Source organism: Roseomonas populi (genome assembly GCF_024594815.1).
Taxonomy (GTDB): Bacteria; Pseudomonadota; Alphaproteobacteria; order Acetobacterales; family Acetobacteraceae; genus Roseomonas; species Roseomonas populi.
Genome location: NZ_JANJOU010000009.1, coordinates 54,324 through 79,619 on the forward strand (window position 1 = coordinate 54,324; position 25,296 = coordinate 79,619).

27 protein-coding genes are annotated in these 25,296 nt (G+C 72.8%); 13 read left to right on the plus strand and 14 right to left on the minus strand.

What is annotated here, in order from left to right; translation table 11 throughout:
• Nucleotides 1-10 precede the first annotated feature (10 nt).
• The 3 genes from NRP21_RS12550 to NRP21_RS12560 all read right to left on the minus strand — a co-directional run bounded on the left by NRP21_RS12550 (nt 11) and on the right by NRP21_RS12560 (nt 3,507).
• Entirely contained in the window at nt 11-1,147 is a 1,137-nt protein-coding gene (locus NRP21_RS12550) for a M24 family metallopeptidase (RefSeq protein WP_257716545.1), read from the minus strand.
• Nucleotides 1,147-2,484 carry an NAD(P)/FAD-dependent oxidoreductase gene (locus NRP21_RS12555; RefSeq protein ID WP_257716546.1) on the minus strand — a complete coding sequence of 446 codons (1,338 nt, stop codon included), beginning with the start codon at nt 2,482-2,484 and terminating at the stop codon, nt 1,147-1,149. The genes NRP21_RS12550 and NRP21_RS12555 overlap by 1 nt, the downstream gene beginning before the upstream one ends.
• A gap of 69 nt (nt 2,485-2,553) precedes the next feature.
• On the minus strand, nt 2,554-3,507 hold the full coding sequence (locus tag NRP21_RS12560; RefSeq protein ID WP_257716547.1) for a LysR substrate-binding domain-containing protein: 954 nt from the start codon (nt 3,505-3,507) through the stop codon (nt 2,554-2,556).
• 105 nt (nt 3,508-3,612) lie between these two features.
• Here NRP21_RS12560 and NRP21_RS12565 point away from each other — a divergent pair, with 105 nt between their 5' ends.
• Nucleotides 3,613-3,990, plus strand: coding sequence for a hypothetical protein (locus NRP21_RS12565; protein ID WP_257716548.1), 378 nt, complete (start codon nt 3,613-3,615; stop codon nt 3,988-3,990).
• Nucleotides 3,991-4,015: 25 nt separating this feature from the next.
• Here the strand turns inward: NRP21_RS12565 and NRP21_RS12570 are convergent, their stop codons facing one another.
• Nucleotides 4,016-4,972: an acetyl-CoA carboxylase carboxyltransferase subunit alpha gene (locus NRP21_RS12570; RefSeq protein ID WP_257716549.1), complete on the minus strand. Its 957-nt coding sequence runs from the start codon at nt 4,970-4,972 to the stop codon at nt 4,016-4,018.
• Between the two features lie 177 nt (nt 4,973-5,149).
• On the opposite strand from NRP21_RS12570, the gene NRP21_RS12575 reads away from it, so the two are divergent.
• Both NRP21_RS12575 and NRP21_RS12580 read left to right on the plus strand, forming a co-directional pair.
• On the plus strand, nt 5,150-6,151 hold the full coding sequence (locus NRP21_RS12575; protein WP_257716550.1) for a Bug family tripartite tricarboxylate transporter substrate binding protein: 1,002 nt from the start codon (nt 5,150-5,152) through the stop codon (nt 6,149-6,151).
• Nucleotides 6,152-6,158: 7 nt separating this feature from the next.
• The gene (locus tag NRP21_RS12580; RefSeq protein ID WP_257716551.1) at nt 6,159-6,896 is read left to right on the plus strand and encodes an SDR family oxidoreductase; all 738 of its coding nucleotides are present in this window, start codon (nt 6,159-6,161) and stop codon (nt 6,894-6,896) included.
• 4 nt (nt 6,897-6,900) lie between these two features.
• Here the strand turns inward: NRP21_RS12580 and NRP21_RS12585 are convergent, their stop codons facing one another.
• Nucleotides 6,901-7,788 (minus strand): tyrosine recombinase, encoded by an 888-nt coding sequence (locus tag NRP21_RS12585; protein WP_257716552.1) that lies wholly within the window; start codon nt 7,786-7,788, stop codon nt 6,901-6,903.
• Between the two features lie 14 nt (nt 7,789-7,802).
• Nucleotides 7,803-7,949, minus strand: a complete 147-nt coding sequence (locus NRP21_RS12590) for a hypothetical protein (protein WP_257716553.1) — start codon at nt 7,947-7,949, stop codon at nt 7,803-7,805.
• Nucleotides 7,950-8,036: 87 nt separating this feature from the next.
• Here NRP21_RS12590 and aroB point away from each other — a divergent pair, with 87 nt between their 5' ends.
• Nucleotides 8,037-9,755: a 3-dehydroquinate synthase gene (gene aroB, locus NRP21_RS12595; RefSeq protein WP_257716724.1), complete on the plus strand. Its 1,719-nt coding sequence runs from the start codon at nt 8,037-8,039 to the stop codon at nt 9,753-9,755.
• Between the two features lie 66 nt (nt 9,756-9,821).
• On the plus strand, nt 9,822-10,367 hold the full coding sequence (locus NRP21_RS12600) for a DUF2889 domain-containing protein (protein ID WP_257716554.1): 546 nt from the start codon (nt 9,822-9,824) through the stop codon (nt 10,365-10,367).
• 1 nt (nt 10,368) lies between these two features.
• Here the strand turns inward: NRP21_RS12600 and NRP21_RS12605 are convergent, their stop codons facing one another.
• Nucleotides 10,369-11,478: a hypothetical protein gene (locus NRP21_RS12605; protein ID WP_257716555.1), complete on the minus strand. Its 1,110-nt coding sequence runs from the start codon at nt 11,476-11,478 to the stop codon at nt 10,369-10,371.
• A 46-nt stretch (nt 11,479-11,524) separates the two neighbouring features.
• Complete coding sequence (locus NRP21_RS12610) at nt 11,525-11,797, minus strand: BolA family protein (RefSeq protein ID WP_257716556.1); 273 nt, start codon at nt 11,795-11,797, stop codon at nt 11,525-11,527.
• 104 nt (nt 11,798-11,901) lie between these two features.
• Here NRP21_RS12610 and NRP21_RS12615 point away from each other — a divergent pair, with 104 nt between their 5' ends.
• From NRP21_RS12615 to NRP21_RS12635, 5 genes are read left to right on the plus strand one after another with little or no spacing between them, the layout of a single operon-like run.
• A complete protein-coding gene (locus tag NRP21_RS12615) occupies nt 11,902-12,492 on the plus strand; it encodes a J domain-containing protein (protein ID WP_257716557.1) in 591 nt (196 codons plus the stop codon).
• Between the two features lie 49 nt (nt 12,493-12,541).
• Nucleotides 12,542-13,546 carry a cobaltochelatase subunit CobS gene (gene cobS, locus NRP21_RS12620; protein WP_257716558.1) on the plus strand — a complete coding sequence of 335 codons (1,005 nt, stop codon included), beginning with the start codon at nt 12,542-12,544 and terminating at the stop codon, nt 13,544-13,546.
• Nucleotides 13,547-13,553: 7 nt separating this feature from the next.
• The gene (locus tag NRP21_RS12625; RefSeq protein ID WP_257716559.1) at nt 13,554-14,201 is read left to right on the plus strand and encodes a glutathione S-transferase family protein; all 648 of its coding nucleotides are present in this window, start codon (nt 13,554-13,556) and stop codon (nt 14,199-14,201) included.
• Complete coding sequence (gene cobT, locus NRP21_RS12630) at nt 14,198-16,075, plus strand: cobaltochelatase subunit CobT (RefSeq protein ID WP_257716560.1); 1,878 nt, start codon at nt 14,198-14,200, stop codon at nt 16,073-16,075. The genes NRP21_RS12625 and cobT overlap by 4 nt, the downstream gene beginning before the upstream one ends.
• Before the next feature lie 25 nt (nt 16,076-16,100).
• Entirely contained in the window at nt 16,101-17,075 is a 975-nt protein-coding gene (locus tag NRP21_RS12635; protein WP_257716561.1) for an esterase-like activity of phytase family protein, read from the plus strand.
• Here the strand turns inward: NRP21_RS12635 and NRP21_RS12640 are convergent.
• The 4 genes from NRP21_RS12640 to NRP21_RS12655 all read right to left on the minus strand — a co-directional run bounded on the left by NRP21_RS12640 (nt 17,060) and on the right by NRP21_RS12655 (nt 20,637).
• A complete protein-coding gene (locus NRP21_RS12640) occupies nt 17,060-17,824 on the minus strand; it encodes a sensor histidine kinase (protein ID WP_257716562.1) in 765 nt (254 codons plus the stop codon). The genes NRP21_RS12635 and NRP21_RS12640 overlap by 16 nt on opposite strands.
• A 141-nt stretch (nt 17,825-17,965) precedes the next feature.
• Nucleotides 17,966-18,262, minus strand: coding sequence for a 50S ribosomal protein L28 (gene rpmB / locus NRP21_RS12645; RefSeq protein WP_257716563.1), 297 nt, complete (start codon nt 18,260-18,262; stop codon nt 17,966-17,968).
• Nucleotides 18,263-18,397: 135 nt separating this feature from the next.
• Nucleotides 18,398-18,652, minus strand: coding sequence for a hypothetical protein (locus NRP21_RS12650; RefSeq protein ID WP_257716564.1), 255 nt, complete (start codon nt 18,650-18,652; stop codon nt 18,398-18,400).
• Nucleotides 18,653-18,768: 116 nt separating this feature from the next.
• Nucleotides 18,769-20,637: an ABCB family ABC transporter ATP-binding protein/permease gene (locus NRP21_RS12655; RefSeq protein WP_257716725.1), complete on the minus strand. Its 1,869-nt coding sequence runs from the start codon at nt 20,635-20,637 to the stop codon at nt 18,769-18,771.
• A 227-nt stretch (nt 20,638-20,864) separates the two neighbouring features.
• On the opposite strand from NRP21_RS12655, the gene NRP21_RS12660 reads away from it, so the two are divergent.
• Together NRP21_RS12660 and NRP21_RS12665 are read left to right on the plus strand one after the other, a co-directional pair.
• Nucleotides 20,865-21,710, plus strand: coding sequence for an NUDIX hydrolase (locus NRP21_RS12660; RefSeq protein WP_257716565.1), 846 nt, complete (start codon nt 20,865-20,867; stop codon nt 21,708-21,710).
• A complete protein-coding gene (locus NRP21_RS12665; RefSeq protein ID WP_257716566.1) occupies nt 21,707-22,348 on the plus strand; it encodes a VOC family protein in 642 nt (213 codons plus the stop codon). Before NRP21_RS12660 ends, NRP21_RS12665 begins: the two co-directional genes overlap by 4 nt.
• A gap of 39 nt (nt 22,349-22,387) precedes the next feature.
• On the opposite strand, the gene NRP21_RS12670 is transcribed toward NRP21_RS12665, so the two are convergent.
• The gene (locus NRP21_RS12670; protein WP_257716567.1) at nt 22,388-23,122 is read right to left on the minus strand and encodes an SDR family NAD(P)-dependent oxidoreductase; all 735 of its coding nucleotides are present in this window, start codon (nt 23,120-23,122) and stop codon (nt 22,388-22,390) included.
• 119 nt (nt 23,123-23,241) lie between these two features.
• Between NRP21_RS12670 and NRP21_RS12675 the strand changes: the two genes are divergently transcribed.
• Nucleotides 23,242-24,459, plus strand: a complete 1,218-nt coding sequence (locus NRP21_RS12675) for an MFS transporter (protein ID WP_257716568.1) — start codon at nt 23,242-23,244, stop codon at nt 24,457-24,459.
• On the opposite strand, the gene NRP21_RS12680 is transcribed toward NRP21_RS12675, so the two are convergent.
• Nucleotides 24,437-25,243 (minus strand): lipid-binding SYLF domain-containing protein, encoded by an 807-nt coding sequence (locus NRP21_RS12680; RefSeq protein WP_257716569.1) that lies wholly within the window; start codon nt 25,241-25,243, stop codon nt 24,437-24,439. The genes NRP21_RS12675 and NRP21_RS12680 overlap by 23 nt on opposite strands.
• Nucleotides 25,244-25,296 lie beyond the last annotated feature (53 nt).

Here is a 25,296-nt window from a genome sequence, read left to right on the forward strand (position 1 = left end):
CGCGTTCCCCTCAGCGGTTGACCAGCAGCGTGCGCGGCAGGTGCGTCAGCAGCTCCGGTCCGGTCTCCGTGACCAGAACCGATTCGCTGAGCGCCGCCCCACCCGCGGACGCATACACATGCATCACCATGCCCGCTTCCAGAACCCACTTCGCGCCGGGATGGAAGATGCGGGTGAAGTCGCTCGTGCGCGGCCCGGCATCGCCGTAGAGGCCCAGCGTATAGGCGGTGATGTTGTCGTAGCTGCTCCGCAGCCCGGAACGGATCACGCCCTCCCGCAGGATGGCGTCCACCTCCTCCGCCACCGCGCCCGGCTTCATCGCGGTGATCTGCGCGTCCTGCAGCTCCCGCAGGATCTCCGTCGCCCGCAGCCGGTCCGGCTCCGGTTCGCCCAGCACCACGCAGCGCATGATGCGGGAGGAGTAGCCGTAGATGCGCGGCGTCAACTCGATGTGGACCACGTCGCCCTGCACCAGCAGGTCGTCGCCCAGGTGCCCGTGCAGGAAGTCCCAGCCCCGCCCCGCCGTGATCGGCCCGGGGCGGTAGGGATCGCCGCCCATCTCCACGAAGGTGGATTGCGCCACTCGCGCCGCGTCGCGCTGCGTTCCGCCGGGCACGCATACGGCGGCCGCGCGGCGCGTCGCCTCGTCCGCGATGGCGGCCGCGCGCCGCAGCAGCTCGATCTCGGCGGGCGACTTGATGAGGCGAAGCTCCGCCACCACCGCGCCGATATCCACGAAGCGGGCCTTCGGTAGCGCCTTCCGCATCGCCTCGAGCCGCGCGATGGAGGTGCCGTAGCTCTCGAAGTCCAGCCCGATCGTCGCCGTCTCCAGCCCCCGCGCGCGCAGCGCATCCGCCAGGACCGGGATCGGGTCCTCCCAATCGCGGTAGGTCGGGATGTCCGCAATCCAGGTCCGCTGCTCGCATACGCCAGCATCCAGCGCGCGGATCAGGAAGAAGGGATCTGCCTCCACCGGCAGCAGCACGCAGCGCCAGCGGTTGGCCGAACTCCCGAAGCCCGAGACCCAGGTCATCGCCTCGATCTCGTCGAACAGCGCGGCATCGACCCCCGCCGCGCGCAGCCTCGCCTTCACCCGCTCCACGCGGGCGGCGAACTCCTCGGCCGTGAAGTAGGGATGCGCGCCCATCAGGCAGCATCCTTGCGCGGCGCCACGCGCCAGCCGTCCAGCCGGTCCCGCAGCTGGTAGGAGAGGCCGACGAAGGGCAGGAACCAGGGATGCCCGGTGTAGAGCGGCTTCGTCGGGAAGGCGAGGCGCGCAAAGGCGGAGGGCTTGTTCGCCCCGCCCAGCATCGAAGCGGCTACGGCGGTGCCGAGATGCGTCATCGTCACCACGCCGCTGCCGTTGCAGGCCATGGCGTAGTGCACGCCCTCGTGCTCGCCCAGATGCGGCATCATGTCGAAGGCAAAGGCCACGTTTCCCTTCCAGGAATGCGTGATTCGCACATCCGCCAGGTCCGGGATCAGGTCCACCAGGAAGCGGTGCAGCGTGGCGCCGGAAGCGCGCGTGTCGGCGTTCACGAAGCTGGCGCGGCCGCCGAACAGGATGCGCTTATGATCCGGCGAGGGCCGGAAGTAGTAGAGCACCTTCTTCGTGTCGCCATAGACGCGCAGCGTCGGCAAGGCCTTGCGGACGCGCTCCTCCCCGATCTCCTCCGTCGCGATCATGTAGCTCGCCACCGGGATCAGCCGGCGGCGGAACCAGGGCGCGGCGCCGCCGGTGTAGCCGTTCGTCGCGATCATCAGCCTGCGGGCGCGGATGCGGCCGCGGCTCGTCTCCACCACGAAGCCACCGCCCGCATCGCGCGCGTAGCCCCGCATCTCCACCCCGCCCGCCAGCGTCGCGCCGTGGCGCGCCGCGGCGCCGGCCAGGGCGCGCACGTATTTCGCGGGGTGCAGCGATCCCGCGCGGCGCAGCATCATCCCGCCGAAGAAGCGGTCCGTCGCCACCTCCTCCGCCACGCGCTCCCGCGGCACGAAGAAGGCTTCCTCGGTGCCCGCGCTGTTGATGAGTTCGATTCGCCGCTTCAGCGTCTCCAGCGCCTTGGGCGCATGGGCGCCGACGAAACGGCCGCTGCGCACGTAGTCGCAGTCCAGCCCCTCGCGCGCGACGAAGGATTCGAAGTCCTCGAAGGCCCTCTCGCCCTCCTCCATCAGCTCGGAGACGTATTCCTTGCCGAAGGCCTCCGCGAGGTCGGAGCGCACCTTGCCGAGGCTCCCCGCCCCGCTCAGCGCGCCTCCGTTGCGGGAGGAGGCACCCCAGCCGATCGCCTCGCGATCAATCACCAGGGCCTTCACCCCGTTCCGCCCCAGCTCGATCGCGGCGGAGAGCCCGGCGATGCCGCCGCCGACGATCAGCGCCTCCACCTCATCCGGCAGGGCAGCACTGGCGGGCGGCGGCGGCGGTGCCGCTTCCCACCAGTAGGGGCGCTCGACAAATCCGGGGGCAAAGATGGCGTCGCTCATGCGACAGCAGCGTGACACCCCTCGCTGCCCGCCGCCCCATACCAAATTGGTATAGTGCCAGGGCCCGGCTTATGCCCCCGCCTTCACGGCCCCGGCCCCGCGAAGGTGCCGGTCCACCTCGGCCTTCACGCTGCGGACGGCGGCGCGGATCGCCTGCACCAGCAACGCCCGGCCGAAATTGTCCGGCGCCTCCTCGGGCCAGAGTAGCCGGTACTCCACCGTCACCGCCGGCTCAAAGGGCCGCAGCACCAGCCCGGCGGGCAGGAAGGGCGCGGCGGCGAAGGCGTCCACCACCGTCACCCCCGCCCCCGCCGCGGCCATGGCGGCGGCGCCGGAGGTCATGCGGCACTCCGCCACCTCCACGGGGTGTGCGCCGCTGCCGTCCAGCGCGGCGTCCACCAGCGCCTGCCGCCCCTCCTCCCGCGAGAGGGCGATGTAGGCCTCCCCGTCCAGGTCGGCAGCCTGAACCAGCGGCAGCGCCGCCAGGCGGTGGCCCGGGGCCATGGCGCAGAAGGCCCGCGCCCGCGCCAGCAGAAGGCTCCGCACCCCCGGCACCGGCGGCGCGCCGGTGACAAGGCCCAGATCCGCCTGGCGCGTGGCCACCATGCCCAGCACCCCACCCACCGTGCGCGAATGCACGGCCAGCGCCTCCGGCCGCCGCAACTCGCCCCAGGCGCGGGCCGCCCGAGGCAGGACCGAGAGGGTGAGGAGCGGCACGGAGGCGACCACCACGCGGCGCGGCGCCCGGCGGCACAGGCGCTCCGCAAGGGCCGATATCTCCTCGATCCCGATAAAGACCCGCTCCGCCTCCTCGTGCAGCGCGTGGGCCAGGGCGGTGGGCACCAGCCGCCCGCGCACGCGCTCGAACAGGGGAAAGCCCGCAAGGGCCTCGGTCTGCGCGAGAAGGCGGCTTACGGCGGGCTGGGACACGCCGAGGAGCGCCCCCGCCCCCGTCGCCGTTCCCGTGCGCATGAGGGCACGGAAGACCTCGAGGTGCCGGAATTCCAGGGAACGCGCTGCCATGCGCCAGGGTCGTGGCGCGGCCGGCGGTGCGTCAAGCCGGCTTTACGACCAGGGAACCCTTCCGCCGGCGCAGCGTTGGCGCCTTGAATCTTCCCGGAGGAACGGATGAGCGATCCACGCCGCGCAGGCTTCCGCAGCACCGCCCTGCTCACCGCGGGCACCGTGATCCTGGCCGGGCTGGCGGCCTGCGCGCCGGTGGGGCCCGGCCCCTACCAGCAACAGGCGGACTATGCCGGCTACGCCTGCCAGCAGGGCAGCGTGCAGGCTTGTCAGGACTACCAGGCGCTGGCCCCCGCCGCGAACGCGGAGACCTACCAGGCGCAGCAGAACGCCGCCGTCGGAACGGCCGTGGCGGCGGGCGTGGTGGGCGCGGTGGCGGGCGCAGCAATCGCCAGCAGCTCGCGGCGGGGCTACCGGCACCGCGGCTACTACCGGGATCGCGGCTACTACCGCGGGGGCCGGCACTACCACCGCGGCTGGTGATCCCGGCGGGCTGGACCGGCCCGGTTCAAACCAAGCCGGTGCGGCCCATCTCCAGGAACTTCTCCCGGCGCCGCGCGCGCAGCGTGGCGCCGTCCAGGGCCAACAGCGGCTCCAGGCAGGCCTCGATCCGATCGCCCACGGTCGCGATCATCCCCGCCGGGTCGCGCTGGGCGCCGCCCATCGGCTCCGGCACCACGCTGTCCACGAGGTTGAGACGCTTCAGGTCCTCGGCCGTCAGCCGCAGCGCCTCGGCCGCCGTCGCGGCCTGGGCGGCGTCGCGCCAGAGAATGCTGGCGCAGCCCTCCGGGCTGATCACGCTGTAGATGGAGTGCTCCAGCATCATCACCCGGTCGGCCGAGGCGATGGCGATGGCCCCGCCTGAGCCGCCCTCCCCGATGATGGTGGCGATGAAGGGCACCGGCGCCTCCAGCCCCGCCTCGATGGAGCGCGCGATGGCTTCCGCCTGCCCGCGCGCCTCCGCCTCCACGCCCGGGAAGGCGCCGGCGGTGTCCACGAAGGTGAGGATGGGCAGGTTGAAGCGCCCGGCCAGCTCCATCAGGCGGCGGGCCTTGCGGTAGCCCTCCGGCCGGGGGCTGCCGAAATTGTGCGCGATGCGGCTTTCGGTGTCCGTGCCCTTCTCGATGCCCAGCACCATCACGTTGCGGCCGCGGAAGCGCCCCAGCCCGCCCACCATCGCCTGGTCGTCCGCGAAGGCGCGGTCCCCGGCCAGGGGCGTGAAGTCCTCGATCAGCCCGGCGATGTAGGCCAGGCATTTCGGCCGGTCCGGATGCCGCGCCACCTGTGCCTTCTGCCAGGGGGTGAGCTTGGCATAGGTGGCGGCCAGCAGCTTCTCCGCCTTGTCGCGCAGCTTGCCGATCTCGTCCGCCACGTCGATGCCACCGGCATCGGTGGTGCGGCGCAATTCCTCGATCTGGCCTTCCAGCTCGGCAAGGGGTTTCTCGAAGTCGAGGAAGTGGCGCATCCAGGGGTCCGGTCCGAGGGCGCGGGGGGGATAGCAGGGGGTGGTCCGGGGGAAAAGGGCCGGGCACCGGGAGGCAGCCGCCGGTCCGGCACATGTCCTTGCCGTCATCTGCGCGGCGGCCCTAGGCTTCCATCCAACCGCCGGCCCGACATGGCGGATTTCCCGGAGGACCGTCCTGTGACGCAAGCGACCCGGCGCGCCCTACTCGGCGCAGCCCTGGCCTCACCCCTTGTCCTGCCGCGCATCGCCCAAGGGCAGCCAGGAGGCCAGGGAGGCTTCCCCGACCGACCAATCCGCGTCGTCGTCCCCTTCTCCGCTGGGGGCACCACCGACATGCTCGCGCGCGTCTTCGCGCAGCGCATGAGCGAGGGGCTGGGACAGCCCGTGGTGGTGGAGAATCGCGCCGGGGCGGGCGGCTCGGTCGGCGCGGATGTCGTCGCGAAGGCGGCGCCGGACGGCTACACCCTCCTCTTCCACAACCTGACCTTCACCTCGACGACCACGGCCCTGCAGCTGGCCAACCGGTCGCCGCACGACATCGAGCGCGACTTCGCCCCCGTCTCCCTGGCGGCGAACGTGCCGATGCTCCTCGTCGCCGCGCAATCGGTGCCGGCCAGGGACCTGAAGGAGTTCGTCGCCTTCGCCAAGGCGCAGCCGGCCGGGCTGTTCTACGGCTCCACCGGCCCCGGCAGCATTATGAACCTTGCGGGCGAGGTGCTGAAGCGGGACGCCGCCATCAACATGGAGCACGTCCCGTTCCGCGGCGCCGCGCCGCTGGTGCAGGAGATGGTGGCGGGCCGCATCCAGTTCGGAGGCGACCAGCTCTCCACCGCCCTGCCGCATGTCCGGGGCGGAGCGCTGAAGCCCATGGCGACCCTGGCGGCCCAGCGATCCTCCGCGCTGCCGGACGTACCCACGGTGCGGGAGCAGGGGTTCCCCAACATGGAGCTGCGCGGCTGGAACGGCTTCTTCGCCCCGGCCCGTACGCCGGAGGCGGTGATCGCCCGCCTGCAGCGCGAGATCGCCCAGGCGGCCGCCCAGCCCGAGCTCCGGCGCCGCCTCGCCGAGGTGGGGGCGGAACCCGTGGGATCGCCCCCGGCGGAACTGCGGCAGGCGGTGGCGGAGCAGGTCGCGCAAGTGCGGCCGCTGGTCGCGGAACTCCGGCTGCAGGTGGAATAGAGTGGGCGTGATCGTCATCACCGGGTCCGGCCGCGGCATCGGGGCCGCCGCCGCCCGGCTCGCGGCCCGGCGCGGCCACGCCGTGGTGGTGAACTTCGCCGAGAGGGAGGAGAGAGCCCGCGAGGTCGTGCGCGACATCCTGGACGGCGGCGGGCGGGCCATCGCGGTGCGCGCCGATGTCTCGCAGGAGGCGGAGGTGAACACCCTCTTCGCCGAGGCGGACCGGGCCTTCGGGCCGCTGACGGGGCTGGTGAACAATGCCGGCATCACCGGCCCGGCCACCCGGACGGAGAGTTACGACGCGGCGACCATCCGCCGCATCCTGGAGGTGAACGTCACCGCCACCTTCCTCTGCACTCAGGCAGCGGTACGGCGCATGTCCACCCGGCACGGCGGCGCCGGCGGCGCGATCGTGAACCTCTCCTCCATTGCCGCCACCAATGGCGGCGGCGGGCAATGGACCGCCTATTCGGCGGCCAAGGGGGCGGTGAACAGCCTCACGGTCGGCCTGGCGCGGGAGCTGGGGCCGGAGGGCATCCGGGTGAACGCGATCCTGCCCGGGCTGATCGACACGGAGATCCATGCCGCTGCGGGCCTCGGCGATCGCCTGGCGACCATGGGGCCGTCCATCCCGATGGGGCGCGTCGGGACGGCGGAGGAATGCGCGGAGGCCATCCTCTGGCTCCTCTCGGGCGAGGCCGCCTACATGACCGGGGCACTGATCCCGATGACCGGGGGCCGGTAGGCCCTCAGCCCCCGCGCGCCAGCGGGTGGTGCTCCTCCACCAGCGCGCGCAGCCGCTCCTCCAGCACCTGGGTGTAGATCTGGGTGGTGGCGATGTCCGCGTGGCCCAGCAGCACCTGCAGGCTCCGCAGATCCGCCCCCCGCCCCAGCAGGTGGGAGGCGAAGGAGTGGCGCAGCACGTGGGGCGAGACGCGCTCCGGGTCGATGCCCGCCGCCAGCGCCGCCTCCCGCAGCAGGTTGTTCAGCGTCTGCCGCGTCAGGTGCCCGGAGGCCCCGCGGGAGGGGAAAAGCCAGCGCGAGCCCTCCGGCGCCCCTGCCCGGGCGGCCTGCACCGCCTCCCGCGCGCGGGCGCTCACCGGCACCAGCCGCTCCTTCCCGCCCTTGCCGCGCACCGCCACGAGCGGGGAATCCGCCCGCAGCGCGGCCGCCGGCAGTTCCACCAGCTCGCTCGCCCGCAGGCCGGAACAGTAGAGAAGCTCGCACACCGCCACGGCCAGGGGGGCCCGGCGTTCCGGCAGGCGGCCGGCCGCGGCGATCAACGCCTCCACCTCCGCCTCCCGCAGCGGGCGGGGCAGCAGGGCGGGCTTGCGCGGGCTGTCCAGCGCCTCGGTCGGATCATCCGTCCGCACGCCCTCCCGCGCCAGGAAGCGGTGGAACTGGCGCAGCGCGGAGAGGCGCCTGGCCGCGGTGCGGGGGGAAAGGCCGGCATCGGTCAGCCCGGTGACGTAGCGGCGCAGCGTCTCCGCGCTCATCGCCCCGGGCGTCTCCCCGGCCTTGCGGGACGCGAAGCCGGCGGCGTCCTCCAGGTCGGCCTGGTAGGCGGCCAGGGTGTTGCGCGCGGCCCCGCGCTCGGCCGCCAGCATCTCCAGGAAGGCCTCGACATGCCGGTCCATGTGCCGGCCGGGGGCTAGCGGGTGCCGAAGCGCTCGTTCGGCAGCACGCGCTCCACCGGCTCCTGCGAGACGCCGGGCGGGAAGGCACCCACGGCCAGCAGCGCCGCGATCAGGGCGCCGAGCAGAAGCAGCACGAGGAGCAGGAGGGGGCGTCGGAACATCAGGTAATCGGCTTCCCCAAAACGCGGCGACCGGGCTGTGGGCCACCCGGAGGACGCGGCGGCGGGGGTGTGCTAGCGTTGCGCGCCGTGTCACGCAACCTCGCCGATCCCCTCGTTTCCCAACCGGCCCCCGAGAAGGCCGCCGAAGCGCCCCCCATCCCCGCCGCGCCGCCGCCGCCCGGGCGGAGCATCGTGCTCGTCGGCATGCCCGGCGCGGGGAAGTCCGCCGTCGGCCGCCGCCTCGCCGCGCGGCTCGGCCTGCCCTTCCTGGACGCGGACACGGAGATCGAGAACGCCGCCGGCCTGACGGTGGCCGAAATCTTCGCCCGCTACGGCGAAGCCCATTTCCGCGATGGGGAGCGCCGGGTGATCGCCCGCATCGCCGCCGGCCCGCCCGTGGTTCTCGCCACCGGCGGCGGCGCCTATGTCGATCCCCGCACCCGCCGGGCGCTGCGGGAGGCCGGGGCCGTCACCCTCTGGATCCGGGCGGATATCCCCGTGCTGAAGCGCCGCATCGCCGGGCGCAGCAACCGCCCCCTCTTCATCGGGCGGGATCCGGAGGAGGTGCTGCGCGGCCTCATGGCCGCCCGCTACCCCTTCTATGCCGAGGCCGACCTCGCCATCGACTGCGGCGAGGACACTCCGGAGGTGACGACGGTTCGGGCGGAGCGCGCCATCACCGGCTGGCAGCGCCCGGCGCGCCTGCCCGTCGCGCTCTCCACGAATCCCTATGAGGTGGTGGTCGGCAGCGGGCTGCTGGCCCGGGCCGGCGGCCTGCTCTCGCCCCACCTGCCCACACGCCGGGTCGCAGTCGTCTCCGACGCCATCGTCCATGCCCTGCACGGCGCCACCCTGCGGGCCGGGCTGGAGGAGGGCGGCTTCGACATCCGCGCGGAGGTGACGGTGCCCCCCGGCGAGGGCTCCAAGCGCATGGAGATGCTGGAGGAGGTGCTGGAGCAGGTCCTGGCCGCCGGCGCCGATCGCGGCACCACCATCATCGCCCTCGGCGGCGGGGTGGTGGGGGACCTGGCGGGCTTCGCGGCTGCTGTTGCCCTCCGCGGCCTGCCTTTCGTTCAGATCCCCACCACGCTGCTGGCCCAGGTGGACAGTTCCGTTGGCGGCAAGACCGGGGTGAACCTACGGGCGGGCAAGAACCTGGCGGGCGCCTTCCACCAGCCCCGCATCGTGCTGGCCGATACCGGCGCCCTCGGCACCCTGCCCGCGCGGGAGCTGCGGGCGGGCTGGGGCGAGGTGGCGAAGCACGGCCTTCTCCAGGGCCCGCTCTGGGAATGGTGCGAGGCCTGCGGCCCCGCCGCCATGGCCGGCGACCCGGAGGCGCTGCGCCACGCCGTGCTGGAATCCTGCCGCCTGAAGGCCGGCGTGGTGGTGGAGGACGAGTTCGAGACGGCGAAGGATGGCGGCCGCGCCCTGCTCAACCTCGGCCACACCTTCGCCCATGCCCTGGAAGCCGAGTGCGGCTACGACGGCACCCTTCTGCACGGGGAGGCGGTGGCGGTCGGCCTCGGCCTCGCCGCCGCCCTTTCCGCGCGGCTCGGCCACTGCGCCCAGGAATGGCCGGGGCGGGTGATGGAGCACCTGGCCGCTGTGGGCCTGCCCGCCCGGATCAGCGACCTGCCCCGCGTCTTCTCCGCGGAGGCGCTGATCGGGCGCATGAGGAAGGACAAGAAGGTGCGGGATGGCGCCATGCGCTTCGTGCTGCTGCGCGGCGCCGGGCAGGCCTTCACCACGGCCGATGTCCCGCCCGAGGCGGTGGAGGCGCTGCTGCGGGACGAGGGGGCGGCCTGACGCAACCCACCCCTCTCGTTCTATCCCTGGCCGATCGCCCGGCCACCGCCTATTTTGCACCGCATCATGCCGCTCTCAGCCCCCGCCGACCGGGAACCCCTGCACCGCCGCGCCATCACCATGCACGGCTACCGGCGCACCGACGGGCTCTTCGATATCGAGGGGCACCTGGAGGACACGAAGAGCTACGCCTTCTCCGGCCTGGACCGCGGCACCATCGAGCCCGGCGAGCCGCTGCATGGCATGTGGCTGCGCCTGACAGTGGACGAGGAGCTGACGATCGTCGCCTGCGAGGCCGCGACGGATTTCTCCCCCTACGCCATCTGCCCGCAGGCCGCGCCCAATTTCGCTGCCTTGGCCGGGCTGCGGATCGGCCCCGGCTTCACCCGCGCGGTGAAGGAGCGGGTGGGCGGCTCCGCCGGCTGCACCCACCTGCGGGAGATGCTGGCGCAGATGGCGACCGTTGCCTTCCAAACCATCTACCCCGTCCGCCGCCGCAAGGAGGCAGAGAGTCCGGAGGCCGCGGAGGCCGCCCGGAAGCGCATGATCGGCACCTGCCTCGCCTATGCGCCGGACAGCCCAATCCTGGCGCGGCGCTTCGGGCCGGGCTGAGCTAGCCGCGCCCCTTCCGGCGGAAAGCCGGGAGACGCCGCCCCGCCTCCACCTGAATCAGCGCCGCGGCCCAGAGCAGCGGCCGAAGCGGCCAGCGAAGCGCCCCGGCGCGCCTGAACCAGAGGGCACGGGCAGCCCGGCGCTGGCCGCGCAAGGCCATCGGCCCAACCCCGCCCGCCTCCGCGTGGCGGAAGCTGTCCAGGGCCTCCTCCGGCGCGCCGAGGGCCAGGAGGGCGTTGCCCCGCACATGGTACGGGCGCCCGGCAGGAAGATCCCGGAGTTGCAGCAGGCGCGCCCGGAGCGCGGCGGCAGCCCCGGCACCACCGTGGACCTGCCAGTCGGCAACGGCCTGGGCCAGCGCGTCCACCTCCTCCGCCGCGCTCATGCCCTTCTGCCGCGCCACCTCCAGCAGCGCCTCGCCCGCGGCTACCCGGCCCTGGCCCAGCCGCGCGGCCCCGAGCACGCCGCGGGATGCGGGCATGGCCCGGCGCCTCTCCCGGAGCAGGCGGCGGAGGGCCGGCATGTCCTCCGCCAGCAGTGCGCGCAGCCCGGCCTCCAGCTCCGCCTGCCCGGCCAGAAGGCGGATGGTGCCGTGATAGATCCCGCGGATCGGGACCGGCCGCAGCCCGGGCTGCGCCAGCAGGGCGATGTTGGCCGCGTCATCCCCCTGCAACGGGTCGTACACCGCCCAGCTCACCGGCGGCGCGTCGCCCGGCCGCACCCGCATGTCCCGGTGCAGGGCGGGGCTGTAGAACGCGCGGTAGCGGTGGTCCCGCGGCACGTCCCCCGGCGCGATGGAGGCCTGGGGAGAGAGGGCGAGCGCGTGGCTGAGGCCGAGCCGCCGCCCGTACTTCAGCGCGCTGTAGCCACCCATGCTGAACCCGTAGCCGACCGCAATTGGCCCGAGGCGGCCGCGGAGCGCGCCCGCCGCTGCCTCCACGGAAGCGGCGGGGAACCAGTTCGGGCGCCGCGCGACGAAGCCGAAGCCCGGCCAGCCCATCCGCGCCACCACCGCCTCGCCCCAGAACCCACCGGCCTCGGGCCGCTGCTGCGCGTCGCCGAAGGTGACGATGGTGGGCTTGGCCGGGTCGCCGGGCAGGGCGCGCAGCACCAGCTCCGCGTCCTCGAACAGCGTCCCGGACAGGGCGGCGGGCGTTTCAGGCCTCGCCCGGCGCCCGCAGTTCCAGCGCCAGCGCGTGCATCCCTCCGCCGAACTCCGCCTCCAGCGCGGCGTGCACGGCGCGGGATCGGGCCAGGCGGGTCATGCCGGCGAAGCCCGGCGCCACCACGCGCACGGAATAGTGCGTCTCCCCGCCGGGCCGCGCGCCGGCATGGCCGGCATGGCGGTGGCTGTCGTCCTGCACCGCCACCTCCGCGCCGGGGAAGGCGTGCAGAAGGGTGGCGCGGAGGCGCTCTGCGCGGCTGCTCATTTGTTGGTGCTCATTCAAGGGCATTTTCCATGGGTTAAGGGCATATGGGAAGGGACGTTTCGTGCCTTGCCCGAGCGGGCGTCCGCGCCCATAAGGTCCCCATCATGGCCCGACGCGGCACCGCACCACTCCGATCCACCGTCCCCCCCGGCAGCTCCATCCGGAGCTGCGAGGCCCCCGGCTGCGAGGCTCCCGGCGAGTTCCGGGCGCCGCGCGACCGCTCCCGCCTGCGGGACTACTATCATTTCTGCCTGGAGCACGTCCGCGCCTACAACCAGGCCTGGGATTTCTACCGCGGCATGAGCCCGGAGGAGATCGAGAAGAACCTGCGCGAGGATTCTGGCTGGCAGCGCCCCACCTGGCCCCTGGGCAGGCTGGGCGGGCAGGCCCATATCGGGCCCGAGGGGCTGCGTGACCCGCTCGGCCTCTTCGCCGACACCAAGCCGACGCCGAAGAAGACCGCAAGGGAAGCGCCGCCGGAGCTGCGCGCCGCCCTCGACGTCCTCGGCCTCGGCTGGCCCATCGACGAGGACGGGCTGCGCGCCCGCTACAAGGACCTTGCCAAGCGCTACCACCCGGACGCGAATGGCGGCGACAAATCCTCCGAGGAGCGGTTGAAGGACATCAACCGCGCCTACAGCCTCATCCGCAAGCGCCTCGCGACGCTTGCCCCGCAGCCGAGCCAGGCGGCCTGAGACCGAAAGGCCCGCCGCCCATCACCTTTCCACGGAACCGGACCCGTCCATGAGCAACGTCGCCAGCATCTCCGAAAGCCGTTCCACGGCCACGATCGACATGCCCGACACGAAGGTGTCCGTGCGCGAGGTCTTCGGGATCGAGAGCGACCTTGTGGTTCCCGGCTTCTCCGCGCGCACGGAGCACGTGCCGGAGATCGACCCCACTTACAAGTTCGACCGCGACACCACCCTCGCCATCCTCGCGGGCTTCGCGTTCAACCGCCGCGTGATGGTCCAGGGCTACCACGGCACCGGCAAGTCCACCCATATCGAGCAGGTGGCGGCCCGCCTGAACTGGCCCTGCCTGCGCGTGAACCTGGACAGCCACATCTCCCGCATCGACCTCGTCGGCAAGGACGCGATCGTGCTGAAGGACGGCAAGCAGGTGACGGAGTTCAAGGAAGGCATCCTTCCCTGGGCCCTGCAGCACCCCTGCGCCATGGTGTTCGACGAGTACGACGCCGGCCGCCCGGACGTGATGTTCGTCATCCAGCGCGTGCTGGAGGTCGAGGGCAAGCTGACCCTGCTGGACCAGAACCGCGTGATCCGCCCGCATCCGGGCTTCCGCCTTTTCGCCACCGCCAACACGGTGGGCCTGGGCGACACCACCGGCCTGTATCACGGCACCCAGCAGATCAATCAGGGCCAGATGGACCGCTGGAACATCGTGGCCACCCTGAACTACCTGCCCCACGCGCAGGAGACCTCCATCGTCGCCGCCAAGATGGGCGTGGCGGAGAATGACTCGAAGGGCCGTAAGCAGATCGAGGCGATGGTGGCCCTGGCCGACCTGACCCGCGCGGGCTTCATCGCCGGCGACATCTCCACCGTCATGTCCCCGCGCACCGTCATCACCTGGGCGGAGAACGCGAAGATCTTCGGCGATGTCGGCTTCGCCTTCCGCCTCTCCTTCCTCAACAAGTGCGACGAGGCGGAGCGGTCCACCGTGGCCGAGTACTACCAGCGCTGCTTCAACGAGGAGATCCCGACGGGTCTCTACGTGAAGCGGTAATCCCGCCATGGCGGCGCGCTTCCTTCTGCACCACGCGCCGAACTCCCGCTCCGCCGGCAGCCTGTGGCTGCTGGAGGAGGCGGGGGCGGATTACGAGCTGTCCTGGCACAGCATCGAGGTCGCGACCAACAAGGCACCGGACTACCTGGCCCTGAACCCGGCCGGGAAGCTGCCCACCCTGGTGGACCACGGCCCGGATGGCGACTGGAAGGGCGTGGTGGTGACGGAAGCCGCCGCCATCGCCGCCTATGTCGCGGATGCCCTGCCGCAATCCCTCCTCGCGCCGGCGATCGGCACCCCGGGCCGCGCGGCCTACGCCTTTTGGATGGCCTACGGCCCCGGCGTGCTCGAGCCCGCCATGGCCGACGCCGCATTCCCCCGCGCGAAGGAAGCCCCGGCCCGTGCGCTGGGCTGGCCGCCCTTCCCCGAGGCCGTTGCCCGGGTCGAGGCCGCGCTGGGAAGGGGCCCCTGGCTCTGCGGGGCACAGTTCACGGCGGCCGACATACAGCTCGGCGGCCTGCTCGCCTGGGTCGTGCAATGGGGCCTGCTGAAGCCTGGGCCCAGCATCACCCGCTATCTCTCCGCCATCGAGGCCCGCCCCGCGCGGCAGGCCTCCCTTCGCAAGGGAGCCGCGCCCGAGCGGCAAGCGTCATGAGCGGCAGCAACAAGGACACCACCCGGCAGGAAGAGTTCAAGCGGGCCACCGCCGGCGCCATCCGCGCCATGGCGCGCTCCTCCGAGGTGCAGGTCGCCTTCCAGCCCGGCCCCTCCGGCCTGGCCGGCAAGCGCGCCCGCCTGCCCCTGCCCACCCGCGCCCTGCCGCCGACCGAGATGGCGAAGCTGCGCGGCGCCGCCGATTCCGTGGCCCTGAAGCTGCGCCACCACGACGAGGCCACCCACTCCGCCCGCACCCCCGGCCGCCGCGAGGCGAAGGAGGTGTTTGACGCCCTGGAGCAGGCCCGGGTGGAGGCTGTCGGCGGCCGCCACATGGCCGGCGTCGCCGCTAACCTCCGCGCCCGCTACGCCGAGCAGGCGGAGGCGGAGGGCTATGACCGCATGACCCGCAAGGACCAGCTGCCGCTGACGGCGGCGCTGTCCCTGCTGGCGCGCGAGAAGCTGAGCGGCGAGCCCGTGCCCGAGGCCGCGCGCCGCGTGGCCGACCTGTGGCGCGATACGCTGGGCCCGCGTGCCGACGAAGCCCTGGCCGAGATGGCCAACAGCGCCGAGGACCAGGACGCCTTCGGCCGCGCCGCCCGCAAGCTGCTGGCCGCCCTGGACCTCGCCGAGGCCGAGGCGGAGGCCGAGAGCGAGGAGTCCCAGGACCAGGAGGATGAGGGCAGCGAGACCTCCGGCGCCCAGGACCAGTCCGGCGAGGGCGAGAGCAAGCCCCAGGAATCCGAGAGCCTGATGGGCGCCCAGCCCGAGCAGACCGAGGGCCAGGCCGGCGAGGAAGAGGCCGGCGAGGACGAGGAGGAGGACGGCGCCGCCGCCGAGGGCGAGGACCGCCCGGGCGGCCCGCAGCAGCGCAAGGAAGTGCCCGTCACCGACGATGTCTCGGCCTATCGCGCCTACATCAAGCAGTTCGACGAGGAGGTCTCGGCCGACGACCTCTGCGACCCGGAGGAGCTGGCGCGGCTGCGCCAGCAGCTGGACCAGCAGCTCTCCCACCTGCAGGGCGTGGTCTCCAAGCTCGCCAACCGCCTGCAGCGCCGCCTCCTGGCGCAGCAGCAGCGCGCCTGGGAGTTCGACCTGGAGGAAGGCCTGCTCGACGTGGCGCGCCTCGCCCGCATCGTCGCCTCGCCCACCCACTCGCTGACCTACAAGCGGGAGCGCGAGGCGGATTTCCGCGATACCGTTGTGACCCTGCTGATCGACAATTCCGGATCCATGCGCGGCCGGCCAATCACCGTGGCCGCCATGTGCTGCGACATCCTGGCCCGCACGCTGGAGCGCTGCGCGGTGAAGGTGGAGATCCTGGGCTTCACCACCCGCGCCTGGAAGGGCGGCCAGAGCCGTGAGCGCTGGGTGCAGGACGGCAAGCCCCGCAACCCCGGCCGGCTGAACGACCTTCGACACGTGATCTACAAGGCCGCCGATGCCCCCTGGCGCCGCGCCCGCAAGAACCTCGGCCTGATGCTCCGCGAGGGGCTGCTGAAGGAGAACATCGACGGCGAGGCGCTGGACTGGGCCTATAAGCGCCTCCTCTCCCGCCCGGAGAAGCGCCGCATCCTGATGGTGATCTCGGACGGCGCGCCGGTGGATGACAGCACCCTTTCCGTGAACCCCGGCAACTACCTGGAGCGGCACCTGCGCAAGGTGATCCACGACATCGAGGGCCGAGACATCGTGGAGCTGATCGCGATCGGCATCGGCCACGACGTGACCCGCTATTACCGCCGCGCCGTGACCATCGTGGACGCCGAGGAGCTGGGCGGCACCATGATGAAGAAGCTGGCCGAGCTGTTCGACGAGGACGCCGCCATGGCCTGGCAGCGCGCCGCGTCCGAGCGCGCTCCGGTGATGGTGTGACCCCCGGCCCCAGGTAGCCGGGTACTTGGCGGGGCTGAGGCACAGGCGGATCGGCCGCCGCGCGGCCCTGGCCACGTTGACGGGCGCGGCCGCCTGCGCAGGGCGGCCGGGGCTGCTGAGCTACCCCGTCCCTCTGCCGCCGGAGCGCCCAAACCTGCCGCTGCGCCCGCTGGGCGTGCTGCGGATCGACGCAGGCCAACTCGGCGCCGACGGGCTCTCTGGCCTTCATGTCGGCCCGGACCTGACCCTCACCACGGTCTCCGACCGCAGCCGCTGGGCCCGGGCCCGGCTGGTCCTGGCCGCGGACGGCACGCCGCTGGGGCTGGAGGCGGCGCGGTCCGGCCCGCTGCGCGACACGGCCGGCCGCGCCATGCCCCGCGAGATGGTGGGCGATGCCGAAAGCCTCGCCCGCCTGCCCGATGGCACCTGGCTCGTCGGGTACGAGCGGGAGCACCGCATCTGGCGCTACCGCGACCTCGATTCAGCCGCCGAGCCGATGCAGAACCCGCCGGGCATCGAGGCGGCGGCCGCTAACGGCTCGCTGGAGGCCGTGGGCGTGCTGGCGGACGGGCGCTGGCTGGTCATAGCCGAGAGCCTGCCTCCCTCGGAGGAGGATCCCGGCGCCCGCATGGCCTGGATCGGCGGCCCCGGGCGGTGGCACCGTTTCGCCTACCGCCCGCGCCCCTGGCATAACCCCAGCGACCTCTGCCCCCTGCCGGATGGCGGCGCGCTGGTGCTGGAGCGGCACTTCACCTGGACCGAGGGCTTCAGTGCAAGCATCGCGCGCCTGCCGCCTCCTCCGGCCGCGCCCACCCTGCTGCAGGGAACCGAGGTGGCGCAGCTCGAACCGCCCCTGCCCAGCGATAACTGGGAGGGGATCAGCGCCTTCCGCCACAACGGCCGGGACCTCGTGGCCGTGATCTCGGACGACAACCAGATGGTTCCCCTGCAGCGAACGCTGCTGATGGTGCTCGGCTGGGCCGATCAGGCCGCCGCCTGACCCTCCAGCACCCTCGCGCGGGGTAGGGTCAGCCAGGTGCGCGCGCCGATACCGGGCGCGGCTTCCAGCGTCAGCTCCCCGCCATGCGCCCGCATCAGCTCCCGCGCGGCGGAGAGGCCGAGGGAGAGGCCCCGCGTCCCCTCCCCGCCCGAAAGGTCTTCCCGGGGGAATCCGGCGCCCTCATCCTCGATCACCAGCGCCACCGTCTCCGCCGCGCGGACGAGGCGCAGCGCGATCCGGTCCCCGGCCCGGGTCTCCCGCGCCGCCCGGGCCAGGGACTGGGAGAGGACGCGGCCCAGGGCACGGCGATCCGCCAGCACCGTCAGTTCCTCGGCCTCCGGCGCCACGTGCCAGCAGCGGGCCCCCTCGCCGAGGGAGAGGCTGACGCTCCCCACCGCTTCCCGCAGCAGCGGACCAAGGGGAAGGCGGCACTCCTTGAGGCTGCGGGGGCCCGGCGCGGCGGCAAGATGGTCCGCCACCTCGTCCGCGAGCGTGAGCAGGCGGCGCCCCTCCGCCTCGGCGCCGGGCACCAGTTCCTGGGGCATCCGGGCAGCGAGGCCGAGCAGCGTGAGCCCGGAGGCCTCGAGCTCCCGCGCGACGAGGCCGAGGGAGCGGCCCCGCGCGTCCAATCGCAGCGCCGCCTGGGCCTCCCGCGCCTCGGCGCTCCAGGCGCGCTCCAGCAGCCGCCAGGCGAGGATGGCGAGGGCCGGCACGGCGCCGGCCGCGAGGATGATGGTGGGAATATCCATGCCGGAAGGCTGGCATGGCGGCCCTGCCGTCCGGTTAACGCCCCTGCCCCGATGGACGGCAGGGCGGACACCGGACATGACAACGGCGCGAGGGAGATCCCCCGCGCCGCGAAACGTCATACCCTCAGGCGGAAAGCCGCCTCAGGCGGCGGCCTTCTTCGCCTGCGCCTTCTCGATGCGGCGCTTCAGCACCTTCGCCTCGACCGTCAGCGCGCGGTCCGGCGTGCCGAGCAGGAAGGAGTCCAGGCCGCCATTGTGCTCAACCGTGCGGATGCCGCGGGTGGAGAGGCGAAGCTGGATGGAGGTGCCCAGCACGTCCGAGAAGAAGGAGGTGTGCTGGAGGTTCGGCAGGAAGCGCCGGCGGGACTTGTTGTTGGCGTGGCTGACGTTGTTGCCCGTCAGGACGCCCTTGCCGGTGATGCCGCAGCGGCGGGACATGGTGGAAACCCCTGGGTCTTCGGGCCGCGCGGCCATGCGGAAGGGCACGGGGCACGGGTTTGTGTTCGGATAAGAGGGGCGCGTATGGCCTCCGGGCGCCCCGGAGTCAACCCCGACGGAAAAAGGCGTGGCAGGTCAGGAGACGGGCTTCTCGGCCCGCATGGCCTGCAACTCCCCGCTCTCGACGGAGCCGAGGGCGCTGCGGAGGACGTTGGCGATCGCCTTGTCGTCCATTTCCCGCGCCATCAGCCCCAGCGCGCCGCCCAGCAGGGCGGAGGCGATGGAGATCGGGGCGATGCCCTGCTCCATCATGTATTCGATGGCCTTGTCGGTCACCGAGCCGGCGTGGCTCAGGTCTTCCGGGGCCATTCCCTTCGGATCCAGGGACATTCCCGGGCACTCCTATCAAATGTTGCCCCCAGATGGTCAGCGGGGGGCGGAAGGGTAAGACCCGGGCGGTATAACCGCCCGGGCCGGTGGGGGAAGGGCCAAACGCCCCGCTGGGCTCAGCCCGGGCTGGGAACGGGCGCGGCATCCTCCCGCGTCGCGGCCGCCGCCTCGGCCAGGGCCACGGCCTGGGCCTGTCGGCGCCACATGCCGGCATAGATGCCCTCGGCCGCAACGAGCTGGGCATGGGTGCCGCGCTCGGCGATCCGGCCATCGGCGAGGACGATGATCTCGTCCGCCTCCACCACGGTGGAGAGGCGGTGGGCGATCACCAGCGTGGTCCGGCCCCGCGCCACGCCGCGCAGGGCGGACTGGATCTCCTGCTCCGTGCGCGTGTCCAGCGCGCTCGTCGCCTCGTCCAGGATCAGGATCCGCGGGTCCTTCAGGATGGTGCGGGCGATGGCCACGCGCTGCTTCTCGCCGCCCGAGAGCTTCAGCCCGCGCTCGCCCACCCGGGTCTGGTAGCCCTCCGGCAGGCGCATGACGAAGTCGTGCACCTGGGCCAGCCTCGCCGCCTGCTCGATCTCCTCCTGGCTGGCGCCGGGGCGGCCATAGGCGATGTTGTAGGCGATGGTGTCGTTGAACAGCACCGTGTCCTGCGGCACCACGCCGATCGCGGCCCGCACGCTCTCCTGCGTCACGTCGCGGATGTCGGCGCCGTCGATCATCACGCGCCCGTCCCACACGTCGTAGAAGCGGAACATCAGGCGGGAGATGGTGGACTTGCCCGCCCCCGTGGGCCCGACGATGGCGAGCATCCGGCCCGGCGGCACGGTGAAGCTCACGCCGTGCAGGATCTCCCGGTTGCGGCCATAGCCGAAGCGCACATCCTCGAAGCGCACCTCGCCGCGGCCGGGCGGCAGGGCGGGGGCGCCGGGGCGGTCGGACACCTCGCGGGCCTCCCGCATCAGGGTGAACATGGCCTCCATGTCCACCAGCCCCTGCTTCATCTCGCGATAGACGAAGCCCAGGAAGTTCAGCGGCAGGTAGAGCTGGATGAGGTAGGTGTTCACCAGCACGAAGTCGCCGACCGTCATCGTGCCGCGCGCGACACCCTGGGCCGCCATGAGCATCACGGCGGTCAGGCCGATGGCGATGATCGCCGCTTGGCCGATGTTCAGCCAGTTCAGCGACACCTCGGATTGGATGTAGGACTGCTCGTAGCGAGAGAGGGAGGCGTCGTAGCGCCGCTCCTCGTGCCGCTCGTTCCCGAAATACTTTACCGTCTCGTAGTTCAGCAGGCTGTCGATGGCCCGCGTGTTCGCCTCCTGGTCCGTCTCGTTCATCTTCCGGCGGAACTGCAGGCGCCAGTTGGTGAAGACGAGGGTGAAGGCGACGTAAAGGGCGATGGTGCCGAGGGTGACGGCCGCGAAGGAGAAGCTGAACATCCGCCACAGGATCACCGCGACCAGCAGGATCTCCACGATGGTGGGGATGATGTTGAACAGCATGAAGTCGAGGACAAAGTTGATCCCCCGCGTCCCCCGCTCGATCACGCGGGAGAGGCCGCCCGTCTGCCGGTCCAGGTGGAACCGCAGGGACAGGGCGTGCATGTGGGTGAAGACCTGCAGCGCGATCCGCCGGCCCGCCCGGGCCTGCACCTTCGTGAACACCGCGTCCCGCAGCTCCCCGAAGGCCGAGGAGGCGATGCGCAGCAGGCCGTAGCCCACCACCAGCGCCACCGGCACGGCCATGATCGCCCCGGCCGTGGCTGCCCCCTGCCCGACATGCGGCGTCAGCGCGTCCACCGCCCGGGCATAGGCCATGGGCACGAGGATGTTGGCGACCTTCGCCGCCAGCAGCAGCGCCAGGGCGGCCACGACGCGCACGCGCAGCCCCGTCTCCCCCTTCGGCCAGAGATAGGGGGCAAGGCTCTTCAGCGTCTGCCAGGTGCCGCGCGGCGCGGCGGGCGGACTGGGAGGGACCATGGAATCAGGCACGCGGGAACTCCGGGGCGCGGGCCGCGGGGGCAGGCTCGGGCGGCCCCGCAGGTCTCAGCCTGGGGGCCGGCGGCGCGCCGGGGCGGTCCGGTATGGCGGTGCCGACCCGTGCGGGTGGCGTTCACGGAAGGAGATGGGGCCTTCCCTCGCCGGACGCCAGCCGCAGAGTTGCATGCGGGGGTGCCGGATCACGCGGGGCAGGGCAGGATGGACGCATGAACCCCTTCGCCCGGCACATCGCGGCCTGCAACAACATCCCCTCCCCCGCTGGCTACCTGCCCTTCCGAATCGGAGATGAGCAGGTGGGCTGGCTGGATGCCGAGGCCGCCCGTGCCCTCACCTTCCTGCCGAAGCTCGTCCATTTCGGGCCGGAGGGCGTCTCCCTCGCCGCCGGCCTGCGGGGCGTGGCCGCCCGCACCGGCGCCCTGGCGGAAATCGCCCAGGCCCTGGCGAAGTCCGGCTTCGGCCGCATCCGGGGGGAGGAGTTCGACGTGCGCGCCCATCCCGCCGGCCCGGTGCTGGCCACGGTGGACCGCGGCGTGCTGCCGGCCATGGGCATCGTCAGCCAGGGCGTCCACGTGAACGGGCTGGTGCGCCGGCCGGATGGGCTGCACCTCTGGGTGGGCTGGCGGGCCAAGGACAAGGCGATCGCGCCGGGCAAGCTGGACAACGTGGTGGCCGGCGGCATCCCCGCCGGGCTGGACCCGGACCGCTGCCTGGCCAAGGAGGCGGAGGAGGAGGCCTCCATCCCCGCCTCGCTGGCGGTGAAGGCTCGCTTTGTCGGCCGCGTCTCCTACGTGATGCGGACCGAGGAGGGGATGCGGCGGGACATCCTGAACCTCTTTGACCTCGACATGCCCGAGGACGTGATCCCGGAGCCCAATGACGACGAGGTCGAGCGGTTCGAGCTGTGGCCGGTCCAGAAGGTGCTGGAGAGGGTACGGGACACGGACGACGTGAAGTTCAACGTGAACCTCGTCCTCATCGACCTCTTCATCCGGGAAGGTCTGGTGGAGGACCCGGATGGGGTGCTGCGGGCGGGGCTGGACCAACTCGGGTGACGCTCCTTCTCGATCACCTCGTGGTCGTCGCGCCCGGCCTGGAGGAGGGCGTGGCGCATGTCCGGGAGTGCCTGGGGATCGAGATGGCACCGGGCGGCGCGCATCCGGAGATGGGCACCCATAACCGCCTGCTCCGCCTCGGCGAGGACGCCTTCCTGGAGGTGATCGCCATCGATCCCACGGCCCCCGCCCCCGGGCGCCCGCGCTGGTTCGGGCTGGACGACACCGCCGCCCGGCGCGCCGACTGGGAGGAGGGGCGCCGCCTTCGTGCCTGGGTCGCCCGCACCGGCGATCTCGATCCTTTGCTGGCGCGTCGCGGGGCGCTGCTGGGGGAAGCCGTCTCCGTCTCGCGGGGCGACCGGCGCTGGCGCTTCGCGCTGCGGCCCGATGGCGCCCTTCCGGCCGGTGGCGCCCTGCCCTGCATCATTGATTGGGGCTCGCGCGGCTGCCCGGCGCCGGCCATGCCGGACCAGGGGGCGCGGCTGGCTTCCTTCACCCTCGACCACCCCGATCCCGCGAGCGTGCGTGACCTCCACCAGGGTATCGGCCTGAGCGGCGCACCGCTTCTGCGGCCCGGGCCCGGGCCTCGCCTCCAGGCCGTCATCGACACGCCCGCTGGCCCGCGGACGCTCTTCTGATCGCCACACCAGGGAAGGCCGCCGCCATCCCTGCCGGTGTCAGACGTGCTGCCCGCCGTTGATGTGGATCTCCGCCCCGTTCACGTAGGAGGAGGCCGGGGAGCAGAGGAACAGGATCGTCTCCGCCACCTCCTCCGCCGTGCCCAGCCGCCGCATGGGGATCTGCCGCTCCACAATGTCTTCCGTGCCGGGGGAGAGGATGGCCGTGTCGATCTCCCCGGGGGCGATGGCGTTCACCCGGATCCCGTGGGCGCCGAACTCATAGGCCAGCTCCCGTGTCAGCGCCGCCGCCGCGGCCTTGGAGCAGGCATAGGCGGCCCCCGCGAAGGGATGCACCCGCGATCCCACGATGGAGGTGACGTTCACGATGCTGCCGCCCCCGGCCTTCAACTCGGGGAACAGCCCGCGCGCCAGGGCGGCGGTGGAGAAGAGGTTCACGTTGAACACGGTGGTCCAGGCCGCGTGGTCCGTGTCCAGCGCTCCCAGCCGGGAGCCGCCCTCCCCCTTCGGCGAGATGCCGGCATTGTTCACCAGGGCGTGCAGCTTTCCCTCGGGCAGGCGGGAACGGACATCCTCGATCATCACCTGGACCTGGGCGGGGTCGGACAGGTCGGCCTGGATATGCCCCCAGCGGGCACCCGGCCAGCGGCACTCCTCCGAGAAGGGCTGGCGGGAGACGGTGAGGATGCGCCACCCCTCCCCCTGGAAGCGCTTCACCGTGGCGTGGCCGATGCCCCGGCTAGCGCCGGTCAGCAGCATGATCCTGGCGCTCATCGCGGTGCTCCGGCGGGGTCCTCACCCTCATGCGACGCCCCGGCGCCCCGGCGCAAGCGGCGGCATTGCGGCGCAACGGGCGGGGGGCGCGGCCCGCGCAGATCGGGCACGGGGGACCCATGCCGAACGCCGTCCGCCGCCTCGCCCTCTCCAACCTCGCCGCCCAGGCGTCCGAACAGGTCGCGCTGGCGGCCGCGCCGCTGGTGGCGGTGCTCGCCCTCGGCGCGGGGGCCGAGGAGACGGGCTGGCTCCAGGCCGCCCAGACCCTGCCCTTCCTGCTGCTGGCCCTGCCCGCCGGCGTGCTGGCCGACCGCGCCTCCCGCCTGCGCCTGATGATCGGGGCAGAGGCGCTCCGGGCCGCGGCCCTGCTCGCCATCCTCGCTCTCGCGGGCACGGGGCATCTCGGCCTGGCCGGGCTGGCCGCACTCGGCGCCCTCGGGGCGGCGGGCACGGTGGCGCAGGGCGTTGCGGCGCCCGCCATCCTGCCGGCCCTGGTGCCGCGGGCGGGGCTGGCCATGGCGAACCGGTCCCTGGAACTCGGCCGCAGCCTCGCCTTCGCGGCGGGCCCGGCTCTCGGCGGGGCGCTGATCGGGTGGCTGGGAACCGGTCCGGCCTACGGGCTGGCGATCGGGCTCTCCCTGATCGCCATGGCGCCCCTGGCCGGGCTGAAGGAGCCGCCCCGCGCGGCCCCCGCCCGCCGCCACCCCGCGCGGGAACTGCGGGAGGGTGTCGGCTTCGTGCTCCTCCATCCCCTGCTTCGGCCCATCCTCGCCACGGCGGTGCTGTTCAACACGGCCTGGTTCGTCCTGCAGGCCGGGTTCGTGGTCCATGCCGTGCGGAACCTCGGCCTCTCCGCGGCGGGGGTGGGGTTCACGCTCGGTCTCTTCGGCGCCGGGATGGTGGCGGGGGCGCTGGCCTCGCCCTGGCTCGCGGCGCGGGCACCGCTGGGGGCGCTGATCGTGGTGGGGCCCCTCTCGGCCCTGCTGGCGTCCCTGCTGATGCTGGCCACCGCCGCCCTGCCCTCCCCGGCCCTGGCCGGGGTGTCCCTCTTCCTCTTCGGGGCGGGGCCGGTGCTCTGGACCATCCACACCGCCGCGTTGCGGCAGGCGGTGACGCCCGGCGCGATGCTCGGCCGGGTCTCGGCCACGGTGATGACGGCCACCTACGGCGCGCGGCCCCTGGGCGCGGCGCTCGGGGCGCTGCTGGCGGCGCGCTGGGGCGTGGAGGCCTGCCTTCTCGCCTCCACCCTCGGCTTCGCGGCGCAGGCGGCGGTGATTCTCGCCTCCCCCGCGCCGGGGTTACGAGATCTGCCGGCTAGCGCAGCGTCTCCCGCGTGACCGATCCGCTCGGCGCCGGCTGCATCGGGGGCATGCCCATCTGGCCCGGGGGCGGCGCCATCATCGGCGGCGGCGCCATCCCGCCGCCCGGCGCGCTGAAGCGCATCAGCGCCGCGCGCAGCGAATCGGCCGCCGGGTTATGGGCGGCCATGTCGATCACGATGTTCCGGGAGGCGACGGACCGTCCGTAATACCCGGTGTTGAAATCGTTCCGGCTGGAGAGGAGCGAGCCCTCCAGCGAGATGCCGGCGTAGAGGCCGCGCGCCCGCGCGTAGCTCACGATGTCCGCCCCCACCGCCGCGGTGGTGGCGCCCGCGATGCCGGCGCCGATGGTCGCCACCGCGATGGCGGCGTCCGCGCCGAACTTGAACTGGCTGTCCAGCACCGCGTTCAGGCCGCGCTCGGTCAGGATGATCATCATCACCTGCATGTCCTGCACGCCGATCTGCAGGCCGAAGCTGGCCGAACCGATGGTGTAGAAGGCCGGCGAGGACCAGGAGCCGGCGCCGTCCCGCGCCGTCAGCACGCAATCCCCGCCCTGGCCGCCGAAGAGGAAGCCGGCCCGGAAGATGCGGGGGCAGATGATCACGGCCCGGGCACGGGCCAGGGAGCCGGTGGCGTCGTGCAGAGAGTTCGGGTCTCCCTGGGTCAGCATCTCCGTCACGGTCAGGGTAGCCCTGTCCACCAGCGCCTGCTGCTCCACCGGCTGCGCCCAGGCGGCGCGCGGCAGGGCGCCGAGGGCCAGGGCGGCCAGGGCACCGAGCGCGAAGATCTTGCGGCGCATGAAGTTCTTCCCCCAACCCCTTGTCGCGACAGGCAGCCTATACCGCCAACCGT